22 protein-coding genes and 1 other RNA gene are annotated in these 19,911 nt (G+C 68.1%); 13 read left to right on the forward strand and 10 right to left on the reverse strand.

The features are described from left to right. Nucleotides 1-83 precede the first annotated feature (83 nt). The 5 genes from ACW178_RS13805 (at nt 84) to ACW178_RS13825 (ending at nt 5,019) form a co-directional block, all read left to right on the forward strand. Nucleotides 84-1,469, forward strand: a complete 1,386-nt coding sequence (locus ACW178_RS13805) for a cytochrome P450 (RefSeq protein WP_287104738.1) — start codon at nt 84-86, stop codon at nt 1,467-1,469. A gap of 171 nt (nt 1,470-1,640) precedes the next feature. Beyond that, complete coding sequence (locus tag ACW178_RS13810) at nt 1,641-2,648, forward strand: glycosyltransferase family 4 protein (RefSeq protein WP_287104736.1); 1,008 nt, start codon at nt 1,641-1,643, stop codon at nt 2,646-2,648. Nucleotides 2,649-2,716: 68 nt separating this feature from the next. Beyond that, complete coding sequence (locus tag ACW178_RS13815) at nt 2,717-4,282, forward strand: alkaline phosphatase D family protein (RefSeq protein ID WP_492024669.1); 1,566 nt, start codon at nt 2,717-2,719, stop codon at nt 4,280-4,282. A gap of 58 nt (nt 4,283-4,340) precedes the next feature. Then, nucleotides 4,341-4,697, forward strand: a complete 357-nt coding sequence (locus tag ACW178_RS13820) for a type II toxin-antitoxin system RelE/ParE family toxin (RefSeq protein WP_201462980.1) — start codon at nt 4,341-4,343, stop codon at nt 4,695-4,697. Nucleotide 4,698: 1 nt separating this feature from the next. Further along, complete coding sequence (locus ACW178_RS13825; RefSeq protein WP_182714043.1) at nt 4,699-5,019, forward strand: XRE family transcriptional regulator; 321 nt, start codon at nt 4,699-4,701, stop codon at nt 5,017-5,019. Nucleotides 5,020-5,068: 49 nt separating this feature from the next. On the opposite strand, the gene ACW178_RS13830 is transcribed toward ACW178_RS13825, so the two are convergent. The 7 genes from ACW178_RS13830 to ACW178_RS13860 form a co-directional block, all read right to left on the reverse strand. Then, nucleotides 5,069-5,890: a TIGR00282 family metallophosphoesterase gene (locus ACW178_RS13830; protein ID WP_054766419.1), complete on the reverse strand. Its 822-nt coding sequence runs from the start codon at nt 5,888-5,890 to the stop codon at nt 5,069-5,071. Continuing rightward, nucleotides 5,887-6,297, reverse strand: coding sequence for a PIN domain-containing protein (locus ACW178_RS13835; protein ID WP_287104734.1), 411 nt, complete (start codon nt 6,295-6,297; stop codon nt 5,887-5,889). The genes ACW178_RS13830 and ACW178_RS13835 overlap by 4 nt, the downstream gene beginning before the upstream one ends. Next, entirely contained in the window at nt 6,297-6,530 is a 234-nt protein-coding gene (gene vapB, locus ACW178_RS13840; protein WP_287104733.1) for a type II toxin-antitoxin system VapB family antitoxin, read from the reverse strand. Before vapB ends, ACW178_RS13835 begins: the two co-directional genes overlap by 1 nt. Nucleotides 6,531-6,576: 46 nt before the next feature. Next, the gene (locus tag ACW178_RS13845) at nt 6,577-7,119 is read right to left on the reverse strand and encodes a 5-formyltetrahydrofolate cyclo-ligase (protein WP_492024670.1); all 543 of its coding nucleotides are present in this window, start codon (nt 7,117-7,119) and stop codon (nt 6,577-6,579) included. Nucleotides 7,120-7,173: 54 nt separating this feature from the next. Next, nucleotides 7,174-7,335, reverse strand: a non-coding RNA gene (ssrS, locus tag ACW178_RS13850) — 6S RNA. Nucleotides 7,336-7,400: 65 nt separating this feature from the next. Then, complete coding sequence (locus ACW178_RS13855; protein WP_191554377.1) at nt 7,401-7,718, reverse strand: cell division protein ZapA; 318 nt, start codon at nt 7,716-7,718, stop codon at nt 7,401-7,403. Next, nucleotides 7,718-8,014 (reverse strand): hypothetical protein, encoded by a 297-nt coding sequence (locus tag ACW178_RS13860; RefSeq protein ID WP_054766424.1) that lies wholly within the window; start codon nt 8,012-8,014, stop codon nt 7,718-7,720. Before ACW178_RS13860 ends, ACW178_RS13855 begins: the two co-directional genes overlap by 1 nt. A 137-nt stretch (nt 8,015-8,151) precedes the next feature. Here ACW178_RS13860 and tkt point away from each other — a divergent pair, with 137 nt between their 5' ends. The 6 genes from tkt (at nt 8,152) to ACW178_RS13890 (ending at nt 17,026) form a co-directional block, all read left to right on the forward strand. After that, nucleotides 8,152-10,101 carry a transketolase gene (tkt, locus tag ACW178_RS13865; protein ID WP_492025058.1) on the forward strand — a complete coding sequence of 650 codons (1,950 nt, stop codon included), beginning with the start codon at nt 8,152-8,154 and terminating at the stop codon, nt 10,099-10,101. A gap of 182 nt (nt 10,102-10,283) precedes the next feature. Further along, nucleotides 10,284-11,117, forward strand: coding sequence for an alpha/beta hydrolase (locus tag ACW178_RS13870; protein ID WP_191554379.1), 834 nt, complete (start codon nt 10,284-10,286; stop codon nt 11,115-11,117). A gap of 20 nt (nt 11,118-11,137) precedes the next feature. Further along, nucleotides 11,138-12,334, forward strand: a complete 1,197-nt coding sequence (gene purT, locus ACW178_RS13875; RefSeq protein WP_191554380.1) for a formate-dependent phosphoribosylglycinamide formyltransferase — start codon at nt 11,138-11,140, stop codon at nt 12,332-12,334. Between the two features lie 79 nt (nt 12,335-12,413). Continuing rightward, complete coding sequence (locus ACW178_RS13880) at nt 12,414-13,493, forward strand: site-specific DNA-methyltransferase (protein WP_152950790.1); 1,080 nt, start codon at nt 12,414-12,416, stop codon at nt 13,491-13,493. A 129-nt stretch (nt 13,494-13,622) separates the two neighbouring features. After that, nucleotides 13,623-14,735 carry a glycosyltransferase family 4 protein gene (locus tag ACW178_RS13885; RefSeq protein ID WP_152950791.1) on the forward strand — a complete coding sequence of 371 codons (1,113 nt, stop codon included), beginning with the start codon at nt 13,623-13,625 and terminating at the stop codon, nt 14,733-14,735. A 143-nt stretch (nt 14,736-14,878) separates the two neighbouring features. Then, a complete protein-coding gene (locus ACW178_RS13890; RefSeq protein WP_182713320.1) occupies nt 14,879-17,026 on the forward strand; it encodes an amylo-alpha-1,6-glucosidase in 2,148 nt (715 codons plus the stop codon). Here the strand turns inward: ACW178_RS13890 and ACW178_RS13895 are convergent, their stop codons facing one another. The 3 genes from ACW178_RS13895 to mutY are packed head-to-tail and all read right to left on the reverse strand — an operon-like array spanning nt 17,027 to nt 18,596. Beyond that, nucleotides 17,027-17,296: a BrnA antitoxin family protein gene (locus ACW178_RS13895; protein WP_182713319.1), complete on the reverse strand. Its 270-nt coding sequence runs from the start codon at nt 17,294-17,296 to the stop codon at nt 17,027-17,029. After that, entirely contained in the window at nt 17,250-17,528 is a 279-nt protein-coding gene (locus ACW178_RS13900) for a BrnT family toxin (protein WP_152950794.1), read from the reverse strand. Before ACW178_RS13900 ends, ACW178_RS13895 begins: the two co-directional genes overlap by 47 nt. 12 nt (nt 17,529-17,540) lie before the next feature. Next, on the reverse strand, nt 17,541-18,596 hold the full coding sequence (gene mutY / locus ACW178_RS13905; protein ID WP_182713318.1) for an A/G-specific adenine glycosylase: 1,056 nt from the start codon (nt 18,594-18,596) through the stop codon (nt 17,541-17,543). Nucleotides 18,597-18,617: 21 nt separating this feature from the next. Here mutY and ACW178_RS13910 point away from each other — a divergent pair, with 21 nt between their 5' ends. Then, entirely contained in the window at nt 18,618-19,169 is a 552-nt protein-coding gene (locus ACW178_RS13910) for a DUF721 domain-containing protein (protein ID WP_054766431.1), read from the forward strand. A gap of 95 nt (nt 19,170-19,264) precedes the next feature. Beyond that, on the forward strand, nt 19,265-19,909 hold the full coding sequence (locus ACW178_RS13915) for a DsbA family protein (RefSeq protein ID WP_054766432.1): 645 nt from the start codon (nt 19,265-19,267) through the stop codon (nt 19,907-19,909). Nucleotides 19,910-19,911 lie beyond the last annotated feature (2 nt).

Genomic DNA, 19,911 nt, shown 5'->3' on the forward strand with positions numbered 1-19,911 from the left:
CAAACGGATAAGGGCCGTCGCACGGCGGCCCTTGTTCAGCCTCGACCGGACCCCAAGTCTAGGGCCTTACTGGAGGCATGGACATGACCCTGGCTGCCGACGCCGTCTTCCGCCCCGCCATTCCGCCCCGTCGCACGGGCGGCCCGCTGTCCCTGTTGCCCTTCCTGTGGATCAGCTGGCGCGATCCGATCCGCATGTGGTCCGAGCGGCATTTCACCGAGCCGCAGCTGTACGGAAACAGCGCCTTCGGCGAGATCCTGGTGGTCAGCCACCCCGAGGGCGTCCGCCACGTCCTGACCGAGAACGCGGCCAACTATGTGAAGGGCGACCTGCAACGCCGCGTCCTGGGCCCCATGCTGGCCGAGGGCCTGCTGCTGACCGAGGGCGACAAATGGCGCCGCGCCCGCCGCATCCTGGCCCCCCTGTTCACCCCCGCAAAAATGACCACCCTGAACGCCCGCATGGCCGAGGTATGTCAGGCGCGCGTCGCCGGCTGGTCCCTGTCTGCGCGCGGCCGGGTGCTGGACATCGATTCCGAAATGTCGGGTCTGACCTTCGACATCCTGTCGGCCACCATGTTCTCCGACGACCTGGGCGGCGAGGCCCGCGGCTTCGAACGCGCCCTGAATCAGTTCCTAGCCAACGGCGCCCGCATCGATCCGCTGGACGTGCTGGGCGCCCCGGACTGGGCCCCGCGCCTGGGCCGGCTGGCCAGCTTCCGTTCGGCCCGCTTCTTCGAACAGCGCGTCACCCGCCTGGTCGAGGCCCGCCGCGCCCGCATCGAGGCTGGGGACATGCCGCCCCAAGACCTGCTCAGCGCCCTGCTGCTGGCCCGCGACGAGAACGGCGGACCCGGCCTGTCGGACGAAGAAGTCGCCGCCAACATCCTGACCTTCATCCTGGCGGGGCACGAGACCACCGCCCGCGCCCTGGGCTGGACCCTGCACCTGCTGTCGCGCCAGCCCGAATATCTCGCCCGGCTTCAGGCCGAGGCTGACGCCTTCGACGTCTCCGATCCGCAATGGGCCGAGGCCCTGCCCTGGACCCGCGCCGTGCTGGACGAGACCATGCGCCTGTTCCCGCCCGCCCCGACCATGGCTCGCAAGGCCCTGGCCGACGACGAGATCGGCGGCCAGCCGATCAAGGCCGGCGCCACCGTCATCATCTCCCCGTGGATCCTGCAACGCCACAGCCTGCTGTGGGAAGACCCGGACGCCTTCAAGCCCGAACGCTTCCTGCCCCAGAACCGCAAGTCCATCGACCGCTACGCCTACATCCCCTTCAGCGCCGGCCCCCGCGTCTGCATCGGCGCCGCCTTCGCCATTCAGGAGGCGGTGATCGCCCTGGCCTCCATTCTGCGCGCCGCCGAGGTCGAGCCGATCACGACGATCGAGCCCCGCCCCGTACACCAGATCACCCTGCGCAGTCGCGAACCGATGCGGCTGCGGCTGAGGATGCGCCGAGGCTGAAGAATTCACGCGACGGAATTCGCCGCCCGGCGCGTTAAACACAGGTGTCGCCGACCGGGCGCCATTGTTCAGCTTGCCATCAGCTTCAGGACGACCGCGCTGCGAACCGCCATTCTGCTGCCGCCGGGTTCGCTCTTCTCCGAAGCGCGCCCCAACTCCATGGAGACGGTCGTGCGGACGCTCGCCCGCTGCGATCATGATCCAGACACCCGAATTCTCTGCCAGGAGGGCGCCCAGGACCACAACGCCTCCCGCGTGATCGCCCTTCCACGACGCAACGCCCAACAGAGTCTGTTCAACGCCCTGCGCGCGCTTCAGCCGGAACTGATCGAACACCATCAGCAGGTGAAACAGGCCCTGGCCGTGTCGGCGCGTTTCCCCCAGGCGGTGCATGTCCTTTATCGACACAATGCATTGAAGCCCGCGCGCCGGTGGTTTGATCGGTGGCGCTACGCCTTGCGCTACAGCCGGATGGACGGCTTCATCTTCGTCAGCCAGGCGGAGAAGACGGCCTTCGCCCGGACCTATCCGCAGCTGGCCGATCGCGCCCACGCCGTGCCCAATCCCATCGACGCCGGCGCCTGGCTGGCGCCGCCGGAAGATCGCCAGCCGATCATCGCCTTCGCCGGACGGGCCATGCCGGAAAAGGGATTGGACGTCCTGTGCGCCGCCTTGCCGGCCGTGCTGGACAGCCACCCGAGCTGGCGCGCGGTCCTGATGTTGAACGACTGGGCCGCGCACGCGGACTGGGCCGCCCCGCACCTCACGCCGCTTCAGCGGTTTGGCCCCCGGGTCGCCGTCCTGCGGTCCGCCCCGCTGGACCAGGTGCGCGAACAGATGAAATCCGCCGCCATCGCCGTGACGCCCTCGACCTGGGACGAGCCCTTCGGTTTGACGGCGGTGGAAGCCCATGCGGCGGGCGCCGCCCTGATATCATCCGGGCGCGGCGGCCTTCGCGAAGCCAGCGGCGACCACGCCCACTATCTGGAGGCCGTGACCCCCCGTCACCTGGTCGCCGCGTTGGACGCCTTGATCCGGGAGCCGAACCGCCGCCTGGCCTTGGCCCGCGCGGCCCAGCACTATGTGCTCAAGACCCATACGCCCGAAAGGCGCGCCGCTGAACTGGCCCAGGTGCGCCGCCAGTTGGTCGAAAGCCGAAAACGCCGCGACGCGGCCTGACGGCCCCCCGCAGCCGGAAGACCTGTCACATTGTAGGGATAAAGGCGACGAAAACTCAGGATGCGCCGATGACCCGCCTCGCTCTTTCCCGCCGTTCCGTGCTTGCGGCTTTCGGCGGCGGCCTGGCCCTGTCGCCGACCGGCCCCGCCCTGGCCCAGGCCGTGTTCGATGTGAATCCCTTCCGGCTGGGCGTGACGGCGGGCGACCCGCTCCCGGACGGCTTCGTCATCTGGACGCGCCTGGCCCCCGACCCGCTCGCCTACGGCTCCGGCATGCCCAAGGCGCCCGTCGCCGTGAAGTGGGAGGTCGCCGCCGACCGGGGTTTCAACACCGTCGTCCGTTCCGGCGAGGCGATCGCCCGGCCCGAGCTGGGCCATTCCGTCCATGTCGAGGTCGAGGGGCTGGAGCCCGCCCGTCCCTATTTCTACCGTTTCCAGTGCGGGACCGAGCGCAGCGGCGTCGGGCGCGCCAAGACCGCCCCCCTGGCCGGCGCCTCCGTCTCGGCCGTCCGCTTCGGCGTCGCCGGCTGCCAGGACTATGAGCAGGGCTATTACACCGCTCACCGCAAGATGGCGGACGAGGAGCTGGATTTCATCTTCTGCTACGGCGACTACATCTATGAGGGCCGCGGCAATCCCATCTACCAGTCGGGCGCCGGTCCGCAGGACAACACCCGCGTCCACCTGGGCGGCGAGGTCTACAGCCTGGACGACTATCGCCGCCGCTATTCCCAGTACACCATGGACGCCGACCTTCAGGCCTCGCGCGCCTCGGCCGCCTGGTTCTGCACCTATGACGACCACGAGGTGGACAACAACTGGGTCGGCGACATTGATCAGGACGATACGCCGCCCGAAGTCTTCCTGCTGCGTCGCGCCGCCGCCATGCAGGCCTTCTACGAATTCATGCCGATGCGGAAGTCGGCCTTCCCGCGCGGCGCGGGCATGCAGGCCTATCGCCGGGCCCAGTACGGCGATTTGCTGGACGTCGCCTTCCTGGACACACGCCAGTATCGCACGGACCAGCCCTGCAATGACCGCTTCAACGCCGCCTGCCCCGGCATAGAGGCGACGACGGCCCAGGTTCTGGGCGACGCTCAGGAAGCTTGGCTGCTGACCAACCTCGACCGGTCCAAGGCCCGATGGAAGGCCCTGGCTCAACAGGTCATGATGATGGACCTGAACCGCAACACCTCCGGCGGCCAGGGGGTCAACACCGACAGCTGGGCCGGCTATCGTGTGCCGCGCAACCGGCTGCTGAGCCACATGCGCGACCGCCGCATCGACAATGTCGTGGTCCTGACCGGCGACGAGCATCAAAACTATGCGGGCGGTCTGTGGCTTGACGGCAGCCAGCCCGAGGGCGCCCCCATCGCGGTCGAGTTCGTCGGCACCTCGATCAGCTCGCGCGGCGACGGATCGGACCGCGGCGCCGACTACGACCGGTTTATGGCCGTCAATCCCCAGCTGAAGTTCCGCAACTCCCAGCGCGGCTATGTGGTCTGTGAAGCCACGCCGACCGTCTGGACCACTCAATTCAAGGTTTTGGACAAGGTGTCGGACCGCTCGGGCGTGCTGACGACCCGCCAGACCTTCGCGATCGAGGCGGGATCGAACACGCTGACGCCAGCGTGATGACCTCGCATAGGCTGGAGCCTATGGACAGGATATAGCCTCTCAGCTATATAGCGACATGCCATGGGCCGTCAGCAACCATGATGAGTTCGACCCAGAGTTCGACGCCCTCCCAGTCGAAGTCCAGGACGAGCTATTGGCGATGACGGCGCTGTTGGAAGTCTATGGGCCCCGGCTGGGCCGCCCCCATGCCGACACCCTGGCAGGGTCAAGGCACGCCAACATGAAGGAACTTCGGTTCAAGGCGGCCGACGGGGTCTGGCGGGTTGCGTTCGCATTTGATCCGGAGCGGCAGGCCATCCTGCTGGTCGCCGGCGACAAGGCAGGCGTGGCCCAGAAGCGATTTTACAAAGGCCTTATCGCCAAGGCAGACAGCCGGTTCACCAGCCACTTGAGGGCGCTGAAGGAGACATAAGATGGGTCGCACGCGCGAAGAGATCATGGCTGCGCTGCCCGAGGCCCGCCGGGCGCGCATCGACGCCCGCGCCGCCGAACTCGTGGGCGAAGTGGAAGGCCTGAAGGCGTTGCGCGAGCTCGCCGAACGCAGCCAGGAGCAGATCGCCCAGGCGCTTGGAGTAAAGCAGCCTTCGGTGCTCAAGATGGAACGCCAGGCCGATCTCTACCTGTCCACTCTGCGCCGGTTCGTCGAGGCGGCCGGCGGCACCCTTGAACTGCGCGTCGAACTGCCCGGAAAGGGCGTCCTTCACCTCACGGGCATGGGCGACATCAGCCACTGAGATAGGATCCGCCTCGGCCAGGAGAGTGCGGCGACTTCTCCCGTGCGGATCAGAGAACCGGCACCGCCTGGCTCAGCCGCCCGCCGACCCGGATCGGCTCGACCCGCGTCGCCAGCCCCGTCCGGTCGTCCGTCTCCACGAAGACGCCGCACACGGTGGCCGGCCCGGACGCCGGCGTATAGCGCCCGCCCGAAATCCGGGTGGTGAAACGGCGCAGCGGCTCTTCCTTTTCGTTGCCGATGACGCTGTCATAGTCGCAGCAGCCGCCGGCGTCGGTCTGATAGGCCGTGCCGCCCGGAAGGATCTGGCAGTCGGCGGTCGGGACGTGGGTATGGGTGCCGACCACCAGCGACGCTCGCCCGTCGCAGAAATGGCCCATGGCCATCTTCTCGCTGGTCGCCTCGCAGTGCATGTCGACGATGACCGCGTCGGCCACGGCCCCCAGGGGCGCCGCCGCCAGCTCGCGTTCCACCGCCCCGAACGGATCGTCCATCGGGTCCATATGCACCCGGCCCAGCACATTCATCACCAAGACGGTGCGGCCCGTGTCGGTCTCGAACAGATTGGCCCCGGCGCCCGGCGCATCCATCAGCCGCGGATAGTTGGCCGGCCGGATCAGACGCGGCTCGCGCACGATATAGGTCAGGGCCTCGCGCTGGTCCCACGAGTGATTGCCCAGGGTCAGGCAGTCCGCCCCCGCCATGAACAGCTCACGCGCCGTATTCTCGGTAATGCCGAAGCCGCCCGCGGCGTTCTCGGCGTTCACCACCACGAAGTCCAGCTTCAGGTCGCGCTTCAGGCCCGGAAGATGATCGCTGATCCCGTCACGGCCGGACTTGCCGATAACGTCGCCGAAAAACGCCAATCTCAAGTCAGAGACTCCGTCCAGTCCTGGCAACGCAGGCCGGGAACGCGTTGAAACTCACCCAGATTGCCGGTCAGCAGGAGCAGGCCGCGACTGCGCGCGTGGCCTGCGATGAGGGTGTCGTGAGCGCCGATGGGGGTTCCGGCTCTCTTGAGACAGGTCTTGATGTCGGCGGCGTGGGCCGCCGCCTCATCGTCAAAATCCAACAGCACGAGCCGTTGAACAAAGTCCTCGACCTCGGCCTTGTGATGATCGGGCCGCGACGAAAGGCTTACCCCGTAAAACAATTCCATCAGGGCGATCGTCGAAAGGCAAAGCCGGTCTGCGCTCGATCTGAAGTGCGAGCGCAGCAGGCCCGAACGGTCTCTCAGCGCGCGCACGCACACGCTGGTGTCCAACATGATCTCAAGCATCAGTCGAACGAAATGACGCTGTCGTCCACCGGATCGGCGGGCTCCCCGATATCGATGCCTGGCCGGTCGAAAAAGTCGTCCCAGACAGCGTTTGCGGGTAGAAGAAGAAGGCCTTTGCCTTCCTTGATCACTCGCAGCTCCTTGACGTCGTCAGGAAAGGCGACGGCCTTGGGCAATCGAACCGCTTGCGAACGGTTCGACTTGAACACCGTGGCTTTGAGCGGTCCCGACATGCTCGACATATCCGCGATGCAGACGGATATGTCAACGGCATATCCCTTAGAACGCCCGATACCCCGCCTCGGTCAGCACCCCGTGCAGCCGCATGTCGTGCGCCTCCAGGTTCAGCGCCTCCACCGCCTGCCCCGCATAGGCGAAGCCCACCCGGATCACATCGGGCCGGGCCGCAAAGGTGCGGTCGTAGAAGCCGCCGCCCTGCCCCAGCCGGCCCCCGGACGCGTCGAAGGCCAGTAGCGGCGTAATGATCAGGTCCGGCTCCACCACCTCCGTCAGCGGCAGGGGCGCGGGACAGCCGGCGGCGTCCAGCTCCAAAGGCTCGCCCGGCGACCAGGCGCGAAAGACCATGGGCGCGTCCCGCTCCAGCACCACCGGAAGGCACAGCCGCCGCCCCGCCGCCTCCAGCGCCACAGCCAGGGCCCCGGTGTCCAGCTCGGACCCCATGGCGCGATAGAGGGCGACGACCGACCCCCGCGGCAGCGCGTCGATGTGGTCGGCGGCGCGTTGGGCGGCGGTCGGGTCGGCGCCGGCCAGGGCCTTGCGCCGCGCGCGGGCGGCGGACCGGAGTTCATGCTTGTCGAACATGGGTGCGCTCAGCTGGCGCGCGTCTCACGCGCAGGGCGAAGAAGGGGAAGGGTTGGCGGCGCCGCGTGAACCGTGAAGAGCGGTTTAAATCCTCTCGACCTGGGTAGCCAGGTGGGCTCCATATGCCCAGGCCCTCGAGCCCGGACAGGGACAGATCCCTTCGAGTGAATTAAGGTCGCGAGGAAATGTTGCCTCCGACGTGAGCCGCAGCAGGACCCGCCGTCGCACAAGATAGGGCCTGCGCCCCGCCTTCTCAAGCGGTGTAATCCGATCAGCCGCCTTCAGATGGATTGGGCGATCTTCTCGATCCGGGCTGCAACCGCATTCAGCGCCTCAGCCACGCCGTCACGGGTGGGCGCCGGGTCGCCCATCGGGGCCGGCGCTCCGCCGCCGTTCAGTCGGGCCTCATGCAGCTCATCCGCCAGGATCAGAGCCGACATCAGGAAAAGCCGCAGATCCCCCACATGGCCGACGTCCTGGGCCACCTGGCGCACCTGGTTGTCGAACTGTTTGGCCAGGATGCGGACCCGCTCCTCCTGTCCGTCGGCGCAGCCCACCGCATAGGGGCGACCGTTCACCTCCACCGTCACCGTCGCCATCAGTCGGCCTCGCCTTCGATTTCATCGCGAGCCTGACGTTCGCCCTGGACCAGCACCTCTCGCACGGCCTCGGCCGCCCGCCCCAAGGCTTCAGACGCCTCGCGCCCCGCAGCCTCCAGTTCGGCCAGGCGTGCGGCGTCCGCCGCCCCGTTCGCATCGCTGCGGGGCGCGAACAGATCGTCGTCGGCGATCGGCGGCGCCGAAGCCGGTCGGGCCTTCAGCGCCAGGATCTTGCGTTCCAGTTCGGCCAGGGCCCGGTCGATACGGGCCCGTGCGGCCGTGGTGGCGTCTGCCATCGGTCGCTCCTTCAAATTGCGTATAGAACCCGAGGACGCGCCGGGGTAAAGCGGCGCGCCTCTGAATTTCCGTTCCCGCCGAAAGGTCTCGCCTCGTGAACGACGTCAAATCCGCCCCCAAGGCCACGCCCCAGCAGATGGCCAACGCCATCCGCGTCCTCGCCATGGACGGAGTCGAAAAGGCCAAGTCGGGCCACCCCGGCATGCCGATGGGCATGGCCGACGTCGCCACGGTCCTATTCTCCAAGTTCCTGAAGTTCGACGCCAGCCGCCCCGACTGGGCCGACCGCGACCGTTTCATCCTGTCGGCCGGCCACGGCTCGATGCTGATCTACGCGCTTCTGCACCTGACCGGCTACAAGGCCGCGACCAGGGAAGAGCTGTCGAACTTCCGTCAGTGGGGCTCCAAGACCGCCGGCCACCCCGAGTACGGCCATATGCCCGGCGTCGAGGTCACCACCGGCCCCCTGGGCCAGGGCCTGGCCACCTCGGTCGGTTTCGCCATGGCCGAGCGTCACCTCGCCGCCAAATACGGCGAGGACCTGGTCGATCACCGCACCTGGGTCATCGCCGGCGACGGCTGCCTGATGGAGGGCGTGTCTCAGGAGGCCATCGCCCTGGCCGGCCGCTACCGTCTGAACAAGCTCACCGTCCTGTGGGACGACAATGAGATCACCATCGACGGCAAGGTCTCCCTGTCGGACGCCACCGACCAGAAGGCCCGCTTCAAGGCCGCCGGCTGGGCGGTCAAGGCCATCGACGGCCATGACATGAACGCCATCAAGGCCGCCCTGAAGTGGGCGACGCGCCAGGACAAGCCCACCCTGATCGCCTGCAAGACCAAGATCGGCAAGGGCGCCGCCACCATGGAAGGCAGCCACAAGACCCACGGCGCCGCCCTGGGCGCCGCCGAGATCGCCGCCACCCGCCTGGGCCTGGCCTGGGATCACGAACCCTTCGAAATGCCCCAGACCATCGCCGACGCCTGGGCCAAGGTCGGCCGTCGCGGCGCCAAGGACCGCAAGAAGTGGGAGGCCCGCCTCGCCGCCTCGCCCCAGGCCGCCGATTTCACCCGCGCCATGAAGGGCGACCTGCCCGAGGGCGCCTTCGACGCCCTGAACGCCAAGATCGCCGAACTGATCGAAACCCAGCCCGCCCAGGCCACGCGCCAGTCCTCGGGCGCCGCCCTGGACCAGGTCTTCGCCGCCATCCCCGAACTGGTCGGCGGCTCGGCCGACCTGACCGGCTCGAACAACACCTTCGTCGCCGGCACCCCCATCTTCGACCAGCCCACCTATGAGGGCCGCTACGTCAACTGGGGCATCCGCGAGTTCGGCATGGCCGCCGCCATGAACGGCCTGGCCCTGCACGGCGGGATCATTCCCTACGGCGGCACCTTCATGGTCTTCTCGGACTACAGCCGCCCGGCCATCCGTCTGGGCGCCCTGATGGGGGTCCGCGCCATCCACGTCCTGACGCACGACTCGATCGGCCTGGGCGAGGACGGCCCGACCCACCAGCCGGTCGAACATCTGGCGGCGCTTCGCGCCATCCCGAACCTGAACGTCTTCCGCCCCGCCGACACGGTCGAGGCCATGGAGTGCTGGCAGATCGCCCTGCAGTCCAAGACCACCCCTTCGGCCATGGCCCTGTCGCGCCAGAAGACCCCCGCAGTCCGCACCGTCGCCGCGATGGAAAACCTTTCCGCCAGGGGCGCCTATGAGATCAAGGCGGCCTCGGGCGAGGCCAGGGCCACCCTGTTCGGCACGGGCACGGAACTGGCCCTGGCCCTGAAGGCGGCGGAGACGCTTGAGGCCGAAGGCGTGCCGACCCGCGTCGTCTCCGTCCCCTGTTTCGAACTGTTCGAGCAGCAGGACGCCGCCTACCAGGCCTCGGTCATCGGCCGCGGCACGGTGCGTGTCGCCGTCGAGGCCGCGATCAAGCAAGGCTGGGAGCGGTTCATCGGCGAAGACGGCGCCTTCGTCGGCATGACCGGCTTCGGCGCCTCCGCCCCCGCCGAAGTCCTCTACGACAAGTTCGGCGTCACCGCCGACGCCGTCGTCGCAGCGGTGAAGGCGCGGCTGTAATCTCTCTTCATCTCCCTCTCCCCCTGCGGGAGAGGGAGACCGCGCACGGCGGCGCAGCCGTCGTCCTGGCGCGGTCGGGCGAGGGGTCACGCCGGCCGAGCCGTTTCGCATCATCCAACCCCTCATCCGGCCCTTCGGGCCGCCTTCTCCCGCAAGCGGAGAAGGATCAGCAGGAGCAGACGATGAAATCGGGCGCCCTCGCCTTTCTTCTGACCCTCGCCCTGTCGGCCCCCGTCGCCCACACCCAGACGCCCGCCCCCGCCGAAACCCCCATCGTCATCGGCCGGTCCTACGCCCTCCCCTCCGCCGTCATGGGCGCGACGCGCGAGATCAGTGTCTGGCTGCCGCCCGGCTATGCGGGCAGCGGCAAGACCTATCCCGTCCTCTATGTCCTCGACGGCGGCCAGGATCAGGACTTCCACCACATCTCGGGCCTCGCCCAGCTGGGAACCGTCGTCGGCACGACCCGCGACGTGATCGTGGTCGGGATCGCTTCGGTCGACCGCCGCAACGAACTGGCCCTGCCGACGCAAGACCCCGAACTGATCGCCCGCTATCCGACCCAGGGCCATTCCGACCGCTTCCGCCGCTTCCTGGCCGAAGAGGTCCAGCCTTTCGTCGAGACGCGCTTCCGCACCAGCGGCGAGACCGCCCTGATGGGCGAATCCCTGGCCGGCCTGTTCGTGGTCGAGACCTTCCTCAAGGAACCCCAGATGTTCGACGCCTATGTCGCCGTCAGCCCCAGCCTGTGGTGGGACGGGGGCGAACTGGCGCGTCAGTCCGGCGCCCGTCTGCGTGACCAGTCGAACGACCCGCGCACCCTGATCCTGACCCTGGGCGACGAGGGCCCCGAGATGCAGGCCCCCATGGACGTCCTGACCGCCAATCTGCGCGACCACGCCCTGCCCGGCCTGAGCTGGAGCTTCACGCCCCGCCCGACCGAGACCCACGCCACCATCTACCACGGCGCGGCCTTGGACGCCTTCCGCAAGCTCTACGCCGTCCCCACGCCCTGATCCAAACCCCGGAGCCCCCCATGAAACTCGGCACCCCCCTCTCCGACACCGCCGTCCGCGTCATGCTTCTCGGCTCCGGCGAACTGGGCAAGGAGGTCGCCATCGAGCTGCAGCGGCTGGGGGTCGAGGTCGTCGCCGTCGACCGTTATCCCAACGCCCCGGCCATGCAGGTGGCCCACCGCAGCCACGTCATCCCGATGACCGACCCCCAGGTGCTGAACGGCCTGATCATGGCCGAGGCCCCGCACATCATCGTGCCCGAGATCGAGGCCATCGCCACCGAGGTCCTGGCCGACATCGAGGCCGCCGGCATGGCTCGCGTCATTCCCACCGCCCGCGCCGTCCAACTGACCATGAACCGCGAGGGCATCCGCCGTCTCGCCGCCGAAGAGCTGGGCCTGCCCACCAGCCCCTACGCCTTCGCGGGCAGCGCCCAGGAACTGGCCGCCGGCGCCGAAACCGTCGGCTACGCCTGTTTCGTCAAGCCGGTCATGTCCTCGTCCGGCAAGGGCCAGTCCTTTGTCGAAAGCCCCGATGAAATCGCCGACGCCTGGACCTATGCGCAGGACAGCGGCCGGGTCGCCGGCGCCCGCGTGATCGTCGAGGGCCGGATCGACTTCGATTTCGAGATCACCCTGCTGACCGTCCGCTCGCGCGCCGCCGACGGCTCGACCCGCACGGATTTCTGCGCCCCCATCGGCCACCGTCAGGTCAAGGGCGACTATGTCGAGAGCTGGCAGCCCCAGGCCATGAGCCCCGCTGCCCTCGCCGCCTCGCAGGACATCGCCGGCAAGGTCACCGACGCCCTCGGCGGTTTCGGCGTGTTCGGGGTCGAACTGTTCGTCAAGGGCGACCAGGTCTGGTTCTCCGAGGTCTCGCCCCGCCCCCACGACACCGGCCTGGTCACCCTGGCCAGCCAGACCATGAGCGAGTTCGCGCTGCACGCCCGCGCCATCCTGGGCCTGCCCGTCGACGTGACCCAGCGCGAACCGGCCGCCAGCGCCGTCATCTACGGCGGCATGGAGGCCCAAGGCGTCGCCTTCGAGGGCGTCGCCGAGGCCTTGTCCGTCCCCACTGCCGACCTGCGCCTGTTCGGCAAGCCCGAAGCCTATGAACGCCGCCGCATGGGCGTGGCGACCGCGCGCGGCGCCGATGTGGACGAAGCCCGCGAACGGGCGCGGGAGGCGGCGGGTCGGGTAAAGGTGGTCCCGGGCTGACGCCGAACAGGGCGGAATCAACACTGCCTTAACCGTAAGGATTCACCATGCCGGTCTCATCGTTCCGAGGCCGCGTTCCATGTCCCAATTCCAGACCGACGTCATTCACCGTGGCGACTGCATCGAGATTCTGAAAAGCCTGCCCGACGCCTCGGTCGATATGGTCTTCGCCGACCCGCCCTATAATCTTCAGCTGGGCGGCGACCTGCTGAGGCCCGACAATTCCAAGGTCGATGCGGTTGACGACGACTGGGACAAGTTCGGCAGCTTCGCCGAATACGACGCCTTCACCCGCGCCTGGCTGACCGAGTGCCGCCGGGTGCTGAAGCCCGAGGGCTCGATCTGGGTGATCGGCTCCTATCACAACGTCTTCCGCCTGGGCGCGGCGATCCAGGACCTGGGCTTCTGGGTGCTGAACGACATCATCTGGCGCAAGTCCAACCCAATGCCGAACTTCAAGGGCACCCGGTTCACCAACGCCCACGAGACCCTGATCTGGGCCGCCCGCTCGCGCGACCAGAAGCGCTACACCTTCAACTACGACGCCCTGAAGGCCTTCAACGAAGACACCCAGATGCGGTCCGACTGGACCTTCGCCCTGTGCACCGGCGAGGAGCGGATCAAGGACGCCGACGGCAAGAAGGCCCATCCGACCCAGAAGCCCGAGGCCCTGCTGCACCGCGTGCTGCTGTCGGCCACCCGCCCCGGCGACGTGGTCCTGGACCCCTTCTTCGGCACCGGCACCACCGGCGCCGCCGCCAAACGCCTCGGTCGCCACTACATCGGCATCGAGCGGGACGAGACCTATGCGGCCGTCGCCGAGACCCGCATCGCCTCGGTCATTCCCGCCAGTCCCGAAGACCTGGCCGTCATGGGCTCCAAGCGCGCCGAGCCCAAGGTGCCCTTCGGCGCCCTGGTCGAGGCCGGCCTGCTGAACCCCGGCGACCGTCTGTACTGCCCCAAGGGCGAGCGCGAGGCCCGCGTCCGCGCCGACGGCTCCCTGGTGTCGGGCTCCCTGACCGGCTCGATCCACAAGCTGGGCGCCCTGCTGGAGAACGCCCCCGCCTGCAACGGCTGGACCTACTGGCGCTTCAAGACCGACCAGGGGCTGAAGTCGATCGACGCCCTGCGTGCGGAAGTCCGGGCGGGGATGCAGTAGCCGCCCTACGGTAAAGCTCTGTAACTCGCCGGATTTGCGACGGAAATTTCGTCTCCGCGACGGAACCGCGCACCCGCGTGAACATTGATGTGAACAGGCCCGCAGCGCCGGGCTGGAGCAAGCACATCGATGAAGATCGCGCAGGTCACACCGCTTTATGAGGCTGTGCCTCCCAAATTGTATGGCGGCACCGAAAGGGTCGTCGCCCATCTCACAGACGCCCTGGTCGATCTGGGCCATGAGGTCACTCTGTTCGCCTCCGCAGACGCCCAGACGCGGGCGCGGCTGGTCCCCGTCCGCGACCAGGCCATCCGCCTGGACCCCGCCCCGCTGAAGTCCGATCTCGCCGCCCATATGACCATGCTGAGCGAGGTCCTGGATCGCGTCGATCAGTTCGACGTCATCCACTTCCACACCGACATGATCCACTTCCCCCTGTTCCGGCCCTATGCGGACCGGACCATCACCACATTGCATGGACGGCTCGATCTGAAGGATCTGCCCGGCGTTTACGATCGCTGGAGCGACTTCGGCCTGATTTCCATCTCGGACGACCAGCGCCGCCCCCTGCCCCATGCGAATTGGAAGGCGACCGTGCATCACGGCATGCCCGGCGACCAATATGTCTTCTCGCCGAAGTCAGAGGGCTATCTGGCCTTCCTGGGCCGCATCTCGCCCGAGAAACGACCCGACCGCGCGATTGAGATCGCCACCAAACTGGGCCGCCCGCTGAAGATGGCCGCCAAGGTGGACGCCGCAGACAAGATCTATTGGGAGGAGACCATCCGTCCCATGGTCGAGGCCAATCCCCTGATCGAGTTCATCGGCGAGATCGGCGACCATCAGAAATCAGCCTTCCTGGGCGGCGCCGAGGCCCTGTTGTTCCCGATCGACTGGCCCGAACCCTTCGGCCTGGTGATGATCGAGGCCATGGCCTGCGGCACGCCGGTGGTGGCCTTCCGCTGCGGATCGACGCCGGAAATCATCGAGGACGGCGCCACCGGCTTCCTGGTGGACACCATGGAACAGGCCGTCGCCGCCGCCGACCGTGCCCGCCTCCTGGACCGCGAGGCCATCCGCGCCCGGTTCGAACTGCGCTTCTCGGCCGCCGCCATGGCGCGCCGTTATCTGGACGTCTACGGCGACCTTCTGGCGCGCCGTCCGTTCGCCGAGGCCCCGCTGGCGGACGTGGTGACGCCCCTGCGCCCCTTGGAAGATCGCAGCTTCGCGGCCATAGCCTGATCCCCGTCTTATTGTCGAGGTTCAGCGGCGGAGGGTGAAACCCTCCGCCGCCGGCTTCATTTCATCATCGGAGCGGCCCTTGAGCGCCGCATTCCAATGAGACGTTTCGCGCAGGCTGCAACAGCGACGGGGACAGATACCGCATGGACGACGCCTATTCCACCCAGCTGACCGCCGGTGAGTCCGTCGAGGCTTCGGGCCTGGAACAGTTGATGGCGCTGAAGGCGGGGGACGCCTTCCTGGTCGCCGACGGCTGGGGCGACATGAAGGGCGGGGCCGACGGCCTGTTCGCCGGGGACACGCGGGTTCTATCGCGCTGGACGATGACCGTGGGCCTGTTGAAGCCGTCGCGGCTGTCTTCCGGCGTCAGCCAGGACAACGTCTTCTTTTCCTGCCACACGACCAATCGTCCCCTGCCGCCGATGGGCGGACGCTCGGCCCCGGCCGGGGTGATGCATATCGAACGGCGGCGCTTCCTGTGGGACCGGCGCATGTTCGAACGCATCCAGATGGTCAACCACGGGGTCGAGGACATACTTCTGCCCCTCGCCTTCGACTTCGGGGCCGACTTCGCCGACATCTTCCAGGTGCGGGGGACGCCGCGGCCCAAGCGCGGCACGATCCACGCCCCCACCACCGACGGGCGCCGCGTCACCTTCCGCTACACCGGCCTGGACGGGGTGGACCGCGGCAGCTGCCTCGCCTTTTCCGAACCGCCCGCCCGCCTGACCCCTAACCGCGCCGAGTTCATGTTCAGCCTGCCCAAGGGCCGGTCGATGGAGCTGTTCATCGAATGCGGTGTCGATTCCTGCGAAGCGCCGGACGCCCGTCGCTGGCGGCTGAACGCCATCCAGGCCCGTCTGGCGATGCGGGCCAAGCGGCGGCGCGGCGCCTCGGTGCGCGGCCCCCGCAGCCCGCGGTTCAACGACTGGCTGGACCAGTCGCGGGCGGACATGGCCCTGTTGACCACCGACCTGCCGACCGGCCCCTACCCCTATGCCGGCACGCCCTGGTTCTCGACCCCGTTCGGGCGGGACGGCATCATCGCCGCCTGGCAGATGCTGTGGCTGGACCCGTCCCTGGCCAAGGGCGTCCTGACCTATCTGGCCTCGCGCCAGGCGACTGAGACGTCGCTGTTCCAGGACAGCCAGCCGGGCAAGATCCTGCACGAGACGCGCGGCGGCGAAATGAGCGCCCTGGGCGAGGTGCCCTTCGGCCTCTATTACGGCGGGGTCGACACCACCTGTTTGTTCATCGCCCTGGCCGGCGCCTATGCCGGGCGCACCGGCGATCTGGAGCTGATCCGCAAACTATGGCCCAATCTGATCGCCGCCGCCGACTGGATGCGCGACTATGGGGATTCCAACGGGGACGGCCTGATCGACTATCAGCGCGGCGCCGACACCGGCCTGTCCAACCAGGGCTGGAAGGATTCCGAGGATTCCATCTTCCACGCCGACGGCCGCTTTCCCAAGGGGCCGATCGCACTCTTAGAAGTTCAAGGCTACGCCTTCGCCGCCTGGCGCGCCCTGGCGGATCTGGGCGAGCGGCTGCACGACGACCGAGCGGTGGAATGGCGCATCCGCGCCGAACAGGTCCGCGCCCTGGTCGAGGACAAGTACTGGATGGAGGACGAGGGCTTCTACGCCGTCGCCCTGGACGGAGACGGGGAGCCGTGCCGCGCCATCGCCTCCAACGCCGGCCATCTGCTCTTCACCGGCCTGCCGTCGCCCGAACGGGCGCGGCGCGTGACCCGACGCCTGTTGTCGTCACGGTTCCGCACCGGCTGGGGCGTGCGGACGCTGGAGCTGGGCCAGGCCCGGTTCAATCCGATGAGCTATCATAACGGCTCGGTCTGGCCGCACGACACCGCCATGGCCGCCGCCGGCATGGCCGCCTATGGCGAACGCCAGGCGGTGGCCGAGATCTTGGCCGAGATCTACGCCGCCGCCGCCCATTTCCATCTGCGTCTGCCCGAGCTGTTCTGCGGCTTCCCGCGCGCGCCGGGCGAACCGCCGATCGCCTATCCGGTCGCCTGTCTGCCCCAGGCCTGGGCGGCGGGGTCGGTCTTTCTAATGCTTCAGGCGTCGCTGGGCCTGTCGATCGACGCCTGGAGCGGAACGGTCGATCTGATCGACCCGGTTCTGCCCGCCGGGTTGCAGACGCTGAAGATTCAGGGTCTTCAAGTCGGAAACGCCTCGGTCGATCTGGACATCCAGCATGTGGACGGCCGCGCCGTGGTGGTGCCTCGTCGCAAACAGGGCGGGATCGCCATCCGCACCCTGCGGTGATCAGGCGGCGTCTGACTTCCGTTTCAGCCAGTCGCGCAGCGCCTGGTTCATGCGCGTCTGCCATCCCGGCCCGTCCTGTTTGAAGGCGGCCAGCACGTCGGCGTCGAACCTTATGGTGGTCGAGATCTTATCCGCGCCCTTGGGGCGTCCGCGTTGGACCAGCGTCTCTCCTCGATAGTGATCCGCCTTGTCGAACCAGACGTCGTCAAGTTCCGGCGCCTCGTCAGGATCGACCCAATCGGTCTTCGTAGCGTCGCTGTTCACGGTCATTCGCCTTCCTCATCGAAATGATGTGGCGCGCCTCGCCACGCGGCGTCCACACCAGAACCACCATACGGTCGGTCAAACGCCCAATGGTGATCAGACGTCTTTCTCCATAGTCCCGACGATCATCGTCAAACGTCAGATGATCACCGTCGAACACAGCCGACGCCTGGGCGAAATCCAGTCCACGCTCAATCCACGTGCGATCACGCTTGCTGGGATCGAAGGTGATGCGCACAGATTTTTGTTACTACAAAAATAGGTCAGATTCAACGGTCGCCCGATCCAGGGCCTTGGCGAATACGGTGGGCAGGGCCGCGCGCGCCGCTTCGAAAGGCATCCATCGCCAACCCGCCCTCGCCTCGCCTCGCGCCGTCATCACCGTCAAGGTCAGGCTGAAATGGGTGAAAACATGCTCGACCGATCCGACGTCTCGCCAGTCGGCGTCGATCGGCGGCGGCGTCAATGGTTCGCCCGTCGTCCAGTCACTGGTCGGCAGGCCCAGCATTCCGCCCAGCAGACCCTTGTCGGGCCGCGTCTCCACCGCCACCCGACCTTGGTCGTCGAACAAGACCCAGGCGACGCCCTTCCGCTGAGGCCGATCCGTCTTCTTGGTCTTGACCGGATAGCGTTCAGGATCGCCTGACGCGCGACCGGCGCAGGGGTCCGCGATGGGGCACAGGTCGCATAGCGGCGACTTGGGCCGGCACACGGTCGCGCCCAGGTCCATCAGGGCCTGGGCCCAGTCGCCGGGCCTTTGGTCATTGATGAAGAGGCCCGCCAGCCGCCGGAGTTCGGGCCGCGCCTGGGGGACCGGCGTCTCCACGGCGAACAGCCGCGCCATGACCCGTTCGACATTGCCGTCGACCACATTGGCGGGGCGGCCAAAGGCGATGGCCGCCACCGCTGCGGCCGTATAGGCGCCCACGCCGGGCAAGGCTGAAAGCCCCGCCTCCGTATCGGGAAACACCCCGCCATGTTCGCCCGCCACCGCCCTGGCGCAGGCCAGCAGATTGCGGGCTCGGGCGTAATAGCCCAGCCCCGCCCAGGCGGCCATGACCTCGGCGTCCTGGGCCGCCGCCAGGTCCGACACCGTCGGCCAGCGGCTGGTGAAGGTCTGGAAATAGGGGGTGGCGTGCGACGTGGTGGTCTGTTGCAGCATGACCTCCGACAACCAGATGCGATAGGGATCGGGCCTCTGCCGCGTCCCCGGCGGAACACGCCAGGCCAGGCTGCGCGCATGGCGGTCATACCAGTCCAGCAGACGGGCGCGGATCAGGGCGATGTCGGGAGAGACGTCAGTCATGGGATCGGTCTATATAGGCCCATGCGCCGCCCGCTGCCCACAGACGCCGAGGTCCGCGAGATCCTGTCGCGCCGCCGCACCCGCCCGGCGCCGCGCCCGGCGCCGCGCGCGGGCCAGGCCCTGACGCCCCTGATCAAGAAGCTGGACGAACAATTCGGCCGCGGCGCCGGCGCCCTTGAGCCGCGCTGGCGCGAGATCGTCGGAGACCGCCTGGCCCGCGTCACCCGGCCCCAGAAGCTGACCAAGGGCAAGGGCGGCCAGCCCGGCGTGCTGGAGCTGCGCGTCGCCGGCGCCGCCGCCCTGCTGGTCCAGCATCAGTCCGAAGACATCCTGGCGCGGGTGAACCTGTTTCTGGGCGCCGGTTCGGTCGATCGGCTTCGCATCGCCCAGGGACCGATCAAGCCCCTGACCGAGCCGGCCGCCCGCCCCAAACGCGCCGCTGTTCCACCGCCCCTGCCCGCCTCGGCCGAGGCGGAATTGGCGGCCTCCCTGGCCGCCGCACCCGAGGAACTGAAGGCGGCCCTGGCCAAACTGGGCCGAGCGGCGATATCGCGTTCGAACGACCGCGATTGACAAATCTTCGCCGCACCTGTTCTCGAATGATCAAGGTTGCGCGGTTCACCCGGAATCACGCCGCCGATCGCCAACGATCCGACTGAGGAAGTCCCATGGCCCCGACCGAATCCCGCTTCGCCCGCATGAGCCGCCGTGCGGCCATCACCGGCGCCGCCATGGCGACCATGGCCCTGGCCGCCTGCGGCGGCGGCTCCAAGGGCGCCGTCGAGGGCGACATGGGCCTGGGCGCGCCGGAAGGCGCCAAGGTCACCGTGGTCGAATACGCCTCGGTCACCTGCCCCCACTGCGCCCTGTGGCAGAAGAACACCTGGCCAGCGTTCAAGGCCAAGTACGTCGACACCAACAAGGTGCGCTACGTCTTCCGCGAACTGCCGACCCCGCCGGTCGACGCCGCCACCGCCGGCTTCCTGGTCGCGCGCTGCGCCGGGCCGGACAAGTATTTCGACGTCGTCCACCAGCTGATGGCGACCCAGCAGGAGATGCTGACCTCCTCGCCGCGCGACTGGCTGCTGCGCACGGCCCAGGCCGCCGGCCTGTCCGAGCAGCAGTTCAACGACTGCGTCACCGACAAGGCGGCCGTCGCCGCCATGGAGAAGCGCGTCCAGGCCGCCCAAGCCCAAGGCGTGACGGGCACTCCGGCCTTCTACGTGAACGACACCCAGGTCATCACCCCCGGCGGCGAAGGCGCCAGCCTGGCCGACCTGTCGGCCGCCATCGACGCCGAGCTGGCGAAGTAAGC

Source organism: Brevundimonas sp. AVps4 (assembly GCF_058681525.1).